This window comes from Legionella cardiaca, assembly GCF_029026145.1.
In the GTDB taxonomy this organism is placed as follows: domain Bacteria; phylum Pseudomonadota; class Gammaproteobacteria; order Legionellales; family Legionellaceae; genus Tatlockia; species Tatlockia cardiaca.
On sequence record NZ_CP119078.1, the window covers coordinates 88,256 to 100,842 of the forward strand.

Consider the following 12,587-nt stretch of genomic DNA (forward strand, 5'->3'; position numbering starts at 1 on the left):
TAAATTAAATGAGAGGTTTTAGTGATTGAACTTCTTCTGCAATTTCTTTTGTATTAATGTCTCGGATAATGACATGATTCCCTGAGCTTTTAGAAAAACTGGTACTCAAATCATGTACTTCATAAGGAATTTTTTGTAAAGTGATTTTCAGATCTTGCAAAAAATCACTTTCATTAGTGCCATGCTTAGTGGTGTATTCTTCCACGGAAACTACCGCATCCACGTGGTGTTCCCCGTCAGTGCGCAGATGGGCGGACACTTCTGAGCCAATAAGTATTTTAAGTATGCTTGCTGTTGAAGTACAAACTTCCTCACTCTCATAGTTATAGCATTTCCTGCTAATGTCTTCTTTAATCCGTTGTTCTACATCTGCTGTTTGGGAGACGTCAATAACTGATACCCCTAACGGAAAATATTTCTGGTAACCCTCGTTTTGATAGGCTGTTACTAATTTTTTATGCACTGCCGTCTCATAGTCAGGATTATGCAGATGAAACCACAAATAGTCTTTGGCATGTTCTTTATCGAAATCAGCAATCATTTGCTGATAGATGCAATGACCAAAACCTGTCAAGACAATAACACCACCGTCCACTTCATTAGCGGCAGCAAGGGTATTTTTAGCTAGTGTTTCATTTCTTTCCAGAGAGTTAATTCCGGTTTTTAGTTGACTTTGAACGGATGTATCGATGGCTCTAAATTCCAAGCCACTGTCTTTGAGTTCGAGAAGAAGCTGCTGTTTATAGCCAACTGTTCGTAATTGCTCGACCAATTTTTCATATTCTGGATGTCTTGAATCCATTGCTGCAATAAGTTTGGTCTGTTGCTGTATTATGGTTCTCTGAAACTCTATCAGCTTCTCCAAGCTTTGCCCCACTTCAATTTCAAAACAAAAGGTCTTGTAACCTACTTTTTTTAAATAATCCAAGTTCTTTATTAAAAAATCAGTGGTTGATCTGTCGGCATGACTTTCGAAAAGAACAAGGGGCGGAAGTTTATATTTCATTAGAGAAACCTGGATTTTTACTGTTAATAGTTTAATTTTAAATCTAAAAGATTAATGAATAATTAACGTGAGCATATTTGTTGGTAAAGATATTAATATTTTTTAAAAAAAAGAATAATTAATAATCTATTTGTTCAAGATATTTTAAATGTGTTATTATTGTTGCCTGTTTTTATTCGCTTTAAAGAAGATGAAAAAAGTTATCACTATTTTGGGTAGTCTTATTGTCGCAGCAAATGCTCTTGGTTCCACACCCTTGGTCTTTAGTCCTTATGCAGACATCACGATGAATACTACCTGGGATCCTGAAACCCAAAGCATGGAACCCATGGATTTGGCAAAAATAGCAGCTGAAAATAGTTTGCAGGCTTATCATTTAGCTTTTATTACTGATAGCGGAAGTTGTCAGCCCGCTTGGGGCGCACAAGTGGATTACAGCGTGAGTAATCAATGGGCTAAACGATTGACTGATCACTTGGCTCAAAATGGTATTGATGTGGCCGTTTCCTTTGGTGGTGCAAGTGGTACGGATATCTCGTTTAATTGCAACCAGGAACAACTTCTTGGCATATTTGAACAAGTCATGAAGACCTATCAAGCCAAAACCTTGGATTTTGATATTGAAAACGGCACTGCAGATGTACCAAAACTAATGCAGGCACTGCGTGTATTCCAACAAAAAAATCCAAAAATCAAATTGAGTTTTACCTTGCCTGTGATGCCTGAAGGTTTAACGTTTCAAGGGCAACAGGCTTTACTTGAAGCGAAGAAGGCAGAATTGAACTACCAGGTTAATATTATGGCCATGGACTACGGTCCAGCCTATTCTGATAATATGGGACGTTATGCGATTACCGCGACCACTGCCTTGCATGATTATTTGCAAACCCTGTATCCTGAAAAAAATGCTGAAGCCCTATGGCAACAAATCATCGTGACGCCAATGATTGGTGTGAATGATGTGAATACCGAACAATTTACTCTTGCTAATGCGGATGAGTTAAGACAATTCGCCCAAAGCAAGAAGTTAGGTGGTTTGGCAATGTGGTCTATTGCACGGGATAAACCCTGTGCTGACAAATGGGCAAGTCCCATTTGCAGTGGGAATAATTTACAAACAAAAGACTATGAGTTCGTCAAACATTTCCTAAACACCACACCAAAACAATCCTAGGTATTAGCCTGATTTATGCCAATAGCTCATTCTTGTTGGCATAAATCCTCCTAATTCACTATTCTCCATAGAGAAACGCTGTAAATCTTGTTATTTCCATTCAGACAAGTTATTATTCGCATCCAATCGGGGCGTAGCGCAGCCTGGTAGCGTACTAGCATGGGGTGCTAGTGGTCGAAGGTTCAAATCCTTCCGTCCCGACCAATCAAATCAATAGTTATGAAAATTTTTTAAATCCCTCATAAAAGGTTGGTACCCAAGTTACCAATACAAATAGCTCTACCAGTCAGTGAAAACGAATGACTATTAATCACAAGAGTGTAAATGTTAGCTGATCCAATTATCTGTGGAAAAATACAGGCATTATAAAAAGAAAAATTATATGAAGTCATTGCCCAAGCTCGTCATAGTGAAACAGATGAAGAGTTGATAGTGTATAGGGCACTTTATCATTTTGATCAATTTGGGGATAACCAGCTTTGGGTTCGACCTATGAAAATGTTTTTTGAGGCTGTCACTCATCATGGAAAAATAGTTCCTCGATTTCACGAATAGAATAGCAAGCGTAGGCGGGGCTGAAAAGCCCAGAAATGATTTGATGAATGGATGCTTGAATTAATATTTTGTTTTCGAGTTAATCATCAATTTGCTAGGTAATGCTCAAGATTGGTCGCTGGGCTTTTATAGCCCAGCCTACGCTTGCTAATAGAACACAGTTAATCTTTGTTGATAAAATTAAATACCTCGACTTTTTGGGACTGGTTTTTATAAAAATAATTAAAAGTGGGGCTGACAAAACCGACAGATGTTATTGTGTCAGTCCTGTTTAGTACCATATTTAAAGAATACTGCCTTTTGAGGAAGTTGATACTTTTGAGCAGCAAACATATTTATAATTTATTGATATTGTGTAAGAAAATATATATTGATAAATTAGAAAAATCACCGCGAAAATAGGATAAACATGTTCCTTAATTGCAATCAGCAATCAGCAATCAACCCAATTCTAGCTCTTTTTTTATCGTTAAGCTGTAATATAACTGCGTTTGCACTTCCAGCAAATTGTCATTCTCTCGAAAATAATATAATTTCTTCTCCAGGGTGCTATTACCTAAATGAAAACATCAAAGGATCGATCGCCATTAATTCAGATTCCGTTGTTCTTGATTTAAATGAAAAAAAATTAAGCGATCCAAATCCAGGCTCTCAAAATATCGGGATTGGATTAAGTAACCATAGTAATATAACTGTCAAAAATGGGTATTTAGATGGCTTTTGGTTTGCTATTTCCGGATCTGGCGGAAGGAATTTAAATGTCTTAAATATTAGTTTTACTAATACCAAATATATTGCGGTCAATCTTTCGGGAGCAAAAATAAATGTAAGTAGGAATTTTATTGGCAATATGGATTTTTATCAGCCGAAAGACAAGGTTAATTATTATCTGGTTGGTCTGAATATTCGTGATACTTCTGGCTGTAGAATTTTAAATAATGTGATATCAGCGCCCAGCTTGCCAACAAAAGAGCTTGAATATCGCCTCGAGTACGTTGGCCTAATTTTATTAAGCGAATCACAAAATTGCCGAATACAAAACAATATTTTTTCTAACTTTCAATCCCCTTTATTTAAATCCATTGCAGTCTGGTTGGCCTCTGGAACATCAAACAACTTTTTAGGCGATAATTTAATTTTAAATTATCTTTATGGAATAACAGGTAGACTAGACAGTTATTCAGAGAATAACAACCTACCCATCAACGTAGAAAAACCAAAATTAAACAAAGCATTAGAAACCCCGTCATATTTAAATCATGAGGGGGCTCTTTAGACTTCAAGGATTGTTGTAAAGCAATCCATCGGTAAGTAACTTTAGGATGGCCAAGTGTATCCGCTGCGCTCACTGTTTTTGCTATGATATATCAATAATCAATAATCAATAATCAACAAGCGTAGGCTGGGCTTTATAGCCCAGCCTACGCTTTGCTGACATCCAGAATGAATCTGGCAAACTGGCTGTCTCTGGGCAATCAGCGACGCATGCTAATCTTGGATTCTTACTCTGAAGTCTTTAAACTCTTCAATTCTTAAAGTCATAGGAATTCAAATGCGTTTATTTTTAGCTATATTCTTACCGTTTTTTGTTTTTTTCACTATTGGCCGTCCAATCGCTGGGATTGTTTGTTTGATACTACAAATAACCCTGATTGGTTGGATTCCTGCTGCTTTATGGGCGGTGTATTCCCTTTCGCAATATAATACAGACAAGAAAATACGGGAACACAAACGCCGATAAGTAGGGGGAGTTAAAGAAGCCCATTATGCCTATTAAAATAGATTCCGAGCATCCTATTTTTACTCTTAAAGACAAAGTACAAGAGGCAAGTTCTTTCTTGCTTGAAACCTTTGGGTTTAATTATTTTCAATATCTTCGTTGTTATGCTGACGGTTCAATCAACTGCTTAACGAATAATCCAGGTTTGTTTGAGCATACGAAAGACTATGATGATCAACCGATTGTCTTTTCTTCTTTTGAGGATGAGCATGAATCGATACCTTTCTATTGGTTTCTGTGGGATGAAGCACTTCCTCCAACTGCACCTTTACAACTGGCGAGAGAAAAATTTAATTTTCATAATGGTTTAACACTGGTGCGGCGTACTAAAAATTACTATGACATGATTGCCGTCACGTTGCCCTATGAACATCCTAATCCTGGTTCGTTTTATTTGAATAAAATAAAGATCATAGAGCAGTTTATTTATGACTTTGATAGGAAAAACAAAGATTTATTGCACATTATGGACAAGAGCGCTATTGCACTACCTAAAGCCTACAGAGATGTGAATTACCAAGACATGTGCTTAAGTCAGGGAAAAATTAAAGTCAGGGGTAAAACAGGAATGACTTATCTGACTACGCAAGAATTGGCTTGTCTTAAATTTTTTCTGCAAGGGTTTTCCTATAAGCAAATTGCAGGCATGCTAGAAATTTCTCCACGAACCGTAGAAACTTATCTTATCCGAGTGAAGCAGCGTACGGGTTATGCATCCTTTTTTGAACTTGAACGAATGATACATTGGTGATTGTCCGTATCCATCCCGGACAGATTTTCCTGCTGAAATTTTTCATACTCCATCAACTTTATTGATGTGGAGAGCCCATGATGAAACTTCCTGAAAGACCTACTGAACAACTGTTAAAACAATTTTGCGAAGGTTATAAAAAACGTGATTTGCCTTTGTTATTAAGCCTATTTACCAGAAATTCAAACATGTGGGGTTCTGGACTTGATGAGTACCGTGAAGGGTTAAAAGAAATTGAAATGCAATTACTCAGAGATTGGAGTCAGTCAGAACAGGGTGAAATTGAAATTATAAAATTTATTTCTCCTTCGCAAGATGCCCGTTGGACTGCCGCAATTTGCAATGCTTATGTAACAATTAATGGTACCCAACATACCTTTGAACATTTACGAGGTACGCTTATTGCTGAAAAAGAAGATGGAATTTGGAAAATTGCGCATATGCACTGCTCTTTTCCAGATTATCGCAACGCAGAAAATGGTTCTTTTCCGGTAAATGATTAACAAGCCTAGGTTGGGCTGTTTAAGCCCAACAAAGTCTAGCCGGGTTGTTTGAAGGCCCTGTTGGGCTTTTCAGCCCAACCTACACGGTTTTATTTATTGGTGCAGGTTGTTTTAGCAAATGTAGGTTGGGCTGTTTAAGCCCAACAAATTACAGCCGGATTGTTTGAAGGCGTGTTGGGCTTTCAGCCCAACCTACTGTTGATACTGGTTGTTTTATAAATTTATTCACCATATCCAGATTGGATACATTTATCATTATAAGCCCATTTTTTGGGTAAAATAGCTTGTTTAATAAATCGATGGATACTTGAATAAGGCCAATCGGATGGATTGTTAACATAACCATGTTTTACCGGGTTGTAATGAATATAATTGATGTGGTGCTCATAATCTTCTGTATCACGGATAAGATGCTCCCAATATCTTCGCTGCCAAATACCACGCTCGCGTTTTTTTTGTCTTGATAAGGATATATATTCATTGGCAATGATTTGCCTGGAAAAATTTGACTTTATTAAACTGAGCCGCATGGAATAATTTCCATCGTTTTCTGGTAAGGTCATAATCATATGCCAATGGTTAGGCATGATAACAATCGCATCAATATAAAAAGGGTGTTTCTGTTGAACTTTTTTAAAAGCAAATTTCAAAAAATGAATTTGTTGAATAAGTAAATCAGATTCTTTATTTAACAGATTTAAAGTAAAAAAATAGGTGGCTCCTAGTGCGAAGGTTCTTCTGTATTGCATAAAATGGACTTTTGGATCTTCCTAAGATCTTTTATATAGAGTTTTTGAGCTGGATACAAGAGGACGTGTAGGTTGAGCAGTTTAAGCTAGCAAATTCTAGCCGGGTCGTTTGTGGGCGTGTTGGGCTTTTCAGCCCAACCTACACAATTTTATTTGTTGGTACAGGTTATTTAGCAAGTGTAGGTTGGGCTGTTTAAGCCCGACAATTCCAGTCCCATGTTTTTAAGGGTGTTGGGCTTTTCAGCCCAACCTACACAATTTTATTTGTTGGTACAAGTTATTTAGCAAGTGTAGGTTGGGCTGTTTAAGCCCAACAAATTCTAGTCAGATGTTTTGAAGGTGTGTTGGGCTTTTCAGTCCAACCTACCTATTTCGTGTATTTTTTTTATTAATTCTCTAAATCGGTTATTATTAACAGTTATTGACACCTTTGCTAAATAGTTAAAACAGGATCATTCTAATTGAACCCCATATGTTGGACGGAAAAGCAAAGCCTTTTTCGTTTATTTCCACTTATTATCAGTATTTCCTTTGCTATGGATGTTTTTGTTCCATCAATTCCTGAAATGAGTCTTTTTTTTAAAACCGATAGCGCAACAATGCAAGCAAGTCTTTATGTGTTTATGCTTACAGTGGCTTTAGGACAATTACTGGTTGGCCCCTTAGCTGATCATTTCGGGCGAAGGCCAATGGCTTTAGGTACTGCATTCCTTTTTTTTATAGGGTCATTTCTTGCTACACAAGCAACATCAGTATCGATTTTGATTATAGCTCGCATAATTCAGGCATGTGGAGCCTGCGGAACTTATTTGCTGTGCTTTATTATTGTAAGGGATAATTTTTCAACCAATGCCTGTGCTCGTTTGTTTAGTATCCTTGCAGGAACGAATTCAATGGTTGCCAGCTCCGCTCCAGTCATTGGCGGTATATTACTGGATGCGACTCATGATTGGCATAGCGGGTTTTATTTTTTAAGCGTGCTTGGTTTGTTGATGACCATCGTGGCTTTTCGTTATATTCCTAGTTACAATCATCCAAAGTCCTCACAGTTTAGATTATCCAACGCGATAAAGCAGTTAATGGATAATCCTGATTTTCGTCGATATACCCTTGTCGCAGCTGCTTGTTTGCTTGGATTGTATTTGTTTTGTGCCCTGTCTCCCGGTTTGCTGATAACTCAACTCCATCTTAGTGGCATAGAATATGGTTTGTGGTTTGGTTTAAATGCAATGACGGTGTTTGTCGCCAATATGATTGCTGCACGCCTCACTTATGTCTACCCTCTGGAAAAAATAGTGTTTTGGGGACTAATTTTGATGATATTGTCCTGCTTTTTTATGATTGTCCTCAATTTACAGCAGTGCAGTATTTTAAGTTTTATGCTTCCCATGCTTTGCCTGACTTTAGGTATTGGTATTAGTATGGGAACTGCTACGGCACTTGCTATAAAAGATTTCAAACAACAAGCAGGTATTGCTACTGCTGTACTGGGAGCTTGTCAATTTGGCCTTGCAGGTTTGATTGGTATTTTGGTAGCTAAATTGACGCCAGGTGCATTAAACTTGGCTATTCCAGTGCTTTGTTTCAGCCTATTGGGACTCACGAGAGTAACTAAACTTAGTTTCAAACTACGTAGCAACCCTTAGCGAAGTGAATGCCCTTTGCTAATTTTTTGTGATGAGAACAATGTCAGTTGAGAAAAAGCAAAATCAAATTAATATCTTGACTCATAATGAAGCAGCTTGGGATAAGCAGGCTTCGTTGCAACATGATTGGTCTAAACCGGTTTCTTCAGAATTAATTGAAGCTGCAAAAGAAGGACGGTGGGAAGTTCATATTACCAAGAAGCCAATTCCTGAAACCTGGCTCCCTAAAACTATTCAGGGTAAAGATATATTATGTTTGGCTTCTGCAGGGGGACAACAGGCACCTGTATTAGCAGCGGCGGGAGCTAATGTTACCGTTTTCGATATATCTGAAAAGCAGCTGGAACAAGATCGTTACGTTGCAAAGCGAGATCACTTGTCACTTAAAACGATACAGGGTGATATGTGTCGATTAGAGGGAATTAGAGACGCTTCTTTTGATTATATTATTCATCCGATATCCAACTTGTATGTGTCAGATTTAAAGCCCGTATGGGAAGAGTGCTACCGCGTTTTACGTACAAAGGGTGCGTTATTAGCAAGTTTTTATAATCCTGTTCTCTTTGTTTTCGATAAAGATAAGCAATTGGAAGAGCAAGGATTATTAAAACCAAGATACCCTTTACCCTATGCTGATATTAAAGATCTTTCCCCGAATATACTTAACGGAAAGATAGAAAATAAAGAGGCTTTTGTTTTTGGCCACAGCTTATCGAGTCAAATCAACGGTCAATTGGAAGCAGGTTTTCTTTTAGCCGGGTTTTATGAAGATGAACACCCATCGCCACGATTTTTAATTGAAAAATACTTACCGGCCTTAATTGCTACTCGGGCTATTAAACTGTAATTCGCAAAAGGGATTCTACCCTTGCTTGTTGGAGTACACGATGAAATTAACTCAGGTGAAAGGTTTCTACCCCTACATGATGGTGGTTTTTTTTAATACTTTCATTGACTTGGGACACAAAATTTTAATTCAGGATACACTGTATCAAACAGCAACCGGTACCGCCTACACGATACTATCAGCAATCATTAATGCCCTAATCCTTCTGCCTTATATCCTACTTTTTACGCCATCAGGATTCTTGGCTGATAAATTTCCAAAATCTGTCGTTTTGAGAATCACTGCGGCGGTGGAGATTCCATTAACTTTGCTAATTACCTGGTGTTATTATCAGGGATATTTTTGGGGTGCCTTTTCTCTGACACTACTGCTTGCAATACAAAGTGCGCTTAATTCACCAGCAAAATATGGTTATATTAAAGAAATATTTGGGAAAGAACATTTATCACAGGCCAATGCTATCGTTCAAACCCTGACAATTGTTTCTATTTTGGGCGCCACTTTTTTATTTACTTATATTTTTAGTTATTTCATTGCCTCCCTCGGTTTGCAGCAAAGTCTAGACAAGTCTCTTTTATTACAAGCGTTTGCCCCGGCCGGTTTTTTATTAGTACTTTTTTCCATATTTGAAACAGCAATGACTTTTAAGTTACTGCAAAAGGACGCCGCGGATCCTCAATCACAGTATGAGCCGGCAAAATATTTTCGAGGTTACTATTTAAAAAATTATCTGCAGAAAGCCAGTAAAAATTATGTGATCTTCACCTGCATCATGGGATTGTCAGTATTTTGGGCAGTCAATCAAGTGCTACTGGCAAGCTATGGGGCTTTTTTAAAGGATCACATTGGCAATATCAGTGTCATATTTGCTCAAGGTTCTTTAGCCATGGGTGGCATTGGGATTTTATTGGGTGCTTTATATGCTGGTAAAGTATCACAGGGATTTGTTGAAACAGGTTTAATTCCAGTGGCTGCAGTGGGAATTTGTTTAGGACTTCTGGTGTTGCCGGCTCTTTCCAGTCAGTCGGCAATCGTTCTTCTTTTTTTAGTTTATGGCTTTTTTGGCGGTATGCTCATAGTACCCCTTAATGCGCTCATTCAATTTAATGCGCCACGGCAAGAGTTAGGAAAAATCTTATCCGCGAATAATTTTGTACAAAATTGTTTCATGATTGGGTTCTTGCTTCTTACGGTCATTTTTAGCCTCATTGGCATGGACAGTTTGATTTTATTGTATGGCTTGTTTGTTATTGCTTTGGCGGGGGCTATCTATACGATAATTACCTTACCTCAATCGTTAGTGCGTTATTTATTATATTTTGTCGCTTCCAAATTTTATCGCCTTAGTGTTTATCAATTGGATAATTTACCTTCAACCGGTGGTGTTTTGCTGTTGGGCAACCACGTCAGTTTTATTGATTGGGCTATCTTGCAGATTGCCTGTCCAAGGCCCATCCGTTTCGTCATGGAACGTTCTATTTATGAGGTGTGGTATTTAAAATGGTTATTTAAGAAATTTAATACGATTCCTATTGCTCGTGGTGCCAGTCATGAGGCACTGCGTGAAATTAATATAGCTTTAAATGCTGGTGAAGTTGTTGTTCTGTTTCCCGAGGGGCGCTTAAGTAGAAATGGCCAATTAGGTGCTTTTCGCACAGGTTTTGAGCGGGCCGCGATGGGAGCTAATGCCGTAATTGTCCCTTTTTATATCCATGGTTTGTGGGGAGCAAAAGCTTCTTATGCATCCAGTTATTACAAAAAATTAATCAAGGCTAATAATCGACGGGTAAGTGTGATTTATGGTGCTGTAATGGACATCAATAGCAAAGCACAGGAAGTCAAACAAAAAGTAAGAGAACTGTCTATTAAAGCTTGGAAGTTATCAACGAATGAACTCGACAGTATTCAATCTGAATGGGCCTATAAAGCCCAAAAGATGGGGAATTTAACTGCAATTATAAGTGAGAATGGGGACAAAATTTCTAATAATAGATTATTAGCTCTCGTTTTATTTTTTAGTAGAAACATAAAAAAAATTGTTAAAAATCAACAGAATATTGCTATCCTTTTACCATCAAGCCTAGGCGGCATTATTGCCAACTTAAGCTCGCTATGTTTAGGCAAAACGGTTGTCAATCTAAACTATACAACGGGTGGCGCTTTACTTGAATTAGCTTGCCAACAGGCAGCAATTAAAACGATTATAACTTCAAGAGCATTTGTAGAAAAAATCAAGGCGAGAGGGATTGAGTTTGATAGCTTGTTCTCTATGGCAACGGTTATCTATTTAGAAGATTTTAAGCCTGAGAAAAATAAATTATTGATTGTTAGCATGCTGCTATTAACAAAGCTTTTACCGTTTTGGTTATTGAAGCTTCTTTTTATTAAAGAAACGCCAATTAATAATACTGCTGCTATCTTATTCAGTAGTGGTAGCGAAGGAAAACCTAAGGGCATTGAACTGACACATCGCAATCTGCTAAGCAATATTAACCAGGTTGCCAGTGTATTTGGCGTAGAAGAAAAAGATGTAATCTTGAATTGCCTGCCTTTATTTCATGCTTTTGGATTAACGGTAACGACCTTGTTACCACTACTAAAAAGTATTCCAGTGGTTTGTTATCCTGATCCAACCAACTCCTTAGCTATCGCTAAATTGATTTTTCGCCACAAAGTGACTCTATTTTGCGGAACTTCAACATTCCTGGGATTATATGCAAGAAACAATGCGATTCACCCCATGATGCTTTCTAGCTTACGCATGGTAATTGCTGGAGCTGAGAAATTATCGCCTAAAGTTTACCAAGAATTTAAGCGAAGATTTAATTTGGAAATCTATGAAGGTTATGGCGCGACGGAGGTTGCTCCCGTTGCAAGCTGTAATTTACCTGATGTTTTATCCCCAGAGGATTGGCATGTCCATACGGCAAATAAGCCTGGCACAGTTGGTTTACCCTTGCCAGGTTGTGCTTTTCGTATTGTGGATCCCAATACCTTACAAGATTTGCCCCTGGGAGAAGAGGGGTTGGTTTTGATTGGGGGAACGCAAATCATGAAAGGCTATCTTAATATGCCGACAAAATCAGCCGAGGTGCTGATTGAGGAAGGGGAGGATTTTATTTGGTATAAATCCGGTGATAAAGGGAGTTTGGATAATGATGGTTATTTAACCATTGTTGATAGATATTCACGATTCGCCAAAATTGGTGGTGAAATGTTGAGTTTAGGGCAAGTGGAAGAGCAATGGTTGCAAGAAATTAACGATGACAATATAGAGCTCATGGCGATTGCAATCCCTGACGATAAAAAAGGAGAGCAATTAGCGTTGATTTATTCTGGTGCGCAATCACCAAGTGAAATAATGCAAATACTAACGGCGTCCAATTTATCCAAATTGATGCTTCCTAAAAAAATTAAGCAATTGGATGAGTTACCAAAACTTGGGAGTGGTAAATTAAACTATCAGGCAGCTAAACAACTTATTGATTAATTTCAATATTAAATTTTTGCGTCTTTGCATAAATTTATATTTTATTTGTTTTGTTAATACTCCCCTAATAAATTAGGCGTATATTT

The 12,587-nt window shown here is 37.8% G+C and carries 10 protein-coding genes, 1 tRNA gene and 1 pseudogene; 10 read left to right on the plus strand and 2 right to left on the minus strand.

Features of this window, described 5'->3' with window-relative positions; translation table 11 throughout:
• Positions 1 to 4: 4 nt before the first annotated feature.
• Complete coding sequence (locus PXX05_RS00415; RefSeq protein WP_275089087.1) at positions 5 to 1,006, minus strand: TraB/GumN family protein; 1,002 nt, start codon at positions 1,004 to 1,006, stop codon at positions 5 to 7.
• A gap of 190 nt (positions 1,007 to 1,196) precedes the next feature.
• Here PXX05_RS00415 and PXX05_RS00420 point away from each other — a divergent pair, with 190 nt between their 5' ends.
• The 7 genes and pseudogenes from PXX05_RS00420 (at position 1,197) to PXX05_RS00450 (ending at position 5,769) form a co-directional block, all read left to right on the plus strand.
• A complete protein-coding gene (locus PXX05_RS00420) occupies positions 1,197 to 2,180 on the plus strand; it encodes a chitinase (protein WP_275089088.1) in 984 nt (327 codons plus the stop codon).
• Between the two features lie 127 nt (positions 2,181 to 2,307).
• Positions 2,308 to 2,384, plus strand: a tRNA-Pro gene (locus PXX05_RS00425).
• Between the two features lie 120 nt (positions 2,385 to 2,504).
• Positions 2,505 to 2,735 (plus strand): annotated as a pseudogene (locus PXX05_RS15105) (DUF1653 domain-containing protein).
• Positions 2,736 to 3,144: 409 nt separating this feature from the next.
• Positions 3,145 to 4,011 carry a hypothetical protein gene (locus tag PXX05_RS00435; protein ID WP_275089090.1) on the plus strand — a complete coding sequence of 289 codons (867 nt, stop codon included), beginning with the start codon at positions 3,145 to 3,147 and terminating at the stop codon, positions 4,009 to 4,011.
• A gap of 276 nt (positions 4,012 to 4,287) precedes the next feature.
• Positions 4,288 to 4,476, plus strand: coding sequence for a YqaE/Pmp3 family membrane protein (locus PXX05_RS00440; RefSeq protein WP_275089091.1), 189 nt, complete (start codon positions 4,288 to 4,290; stop codon positions 4,474 to 4,476).
• 25 nt (positions 4,477 to 4,501) lie between these two features.
• Positions 4,502 to 5,266, plus strand: a complete 765-nt coding sequence (locus tag PXX05_RS00445) for a LuxR C-terminal-related transcriptional regulator (protein WP_275089092.1) — start codon at positions 4,502 to 4,504, stop codon at positions 5,264 to 5,266.
• 77 nt (positions 5,267 to 5,343) lie between these two features.
• Entirely contained in the window at positions 5,344 to 5,769 is a 426-nt protein-coding gene (locus tag PXX05_RS00450) for a nuclear transport factor 2 family protein (RefSeq protein ID WP_275089093.1), read from the plus strand.
• A 221-nt stretch (positions 5,770 to 5,990) separates the two neighbouring features.
• Here the strand turns inward: PXX05_RS00450 and PXX05_RS00455 are convergent, their stop codons facing one another.
• A complete protein-coding gene (locus PXX05_RS00455) occupies positions 5,991 to 6,518 on the minus strand; it encodes an REP-associated tyrosine transposase (protein ID WP_275089094.1) in 528 nt (175 codons plus the stop codon).
• A 461-nt stretch (positions 6,519 to 6,979) separates the two neighbouring features.
• On the opposite strand from PXX05_RS00455, the gene PXX05_RS00460 reads away from it, so the two are divergent.
• The 3 genes from PXX05_RS00460 to PXX05_RS00470 are packed head-to-tail and all read left to right on the plus strand — an operon-like array spanning position 6,980 to position 12,501.
• Positions 6,980 to 8,164 (plus strand): multidrug effflux MFS transporter, encoded by a 1,185-nt coding sequence (locus PXX05_RS00460; protein ID WP_275089095.1) that lies wholly within the window; start codon positions 6,980 to 6,982, stop codon positions 8,162 to 8,164.
• A 40-nt stretch (positions 8,165 to 8,204) separates the two neighbouring features.
• The gene (locus tag PXX05_RS00465; RefSeq protein WP_275089096.1) at positions 8,205 to 9,011 is read left to right on the plus strand and encodes a class I SAM-dependent methyltransferase; all 807 of its coding nucleotides are present in this window, start codon (positions 8,205 to 8,207) and stop codon (positions 9,009 to 9,011) included.
• A 40-nt stretch (positions 9,012 to 9,051) separates the two neighbouring features.
• A complete protein-coding gene (locus tag PXX05_RS00470; protein ID WP_275089097.1) occupies positions 9,052 to 12,501 on the plus strand; it encodes an acyl-[ACP]--phospholipid O-acyltransferase in 3,450 nt (1,149 codons plus the stop codon).
• The last annotated feature ends 86 nt before the right edge of the window (positions 12,502 to 12,587 follow it).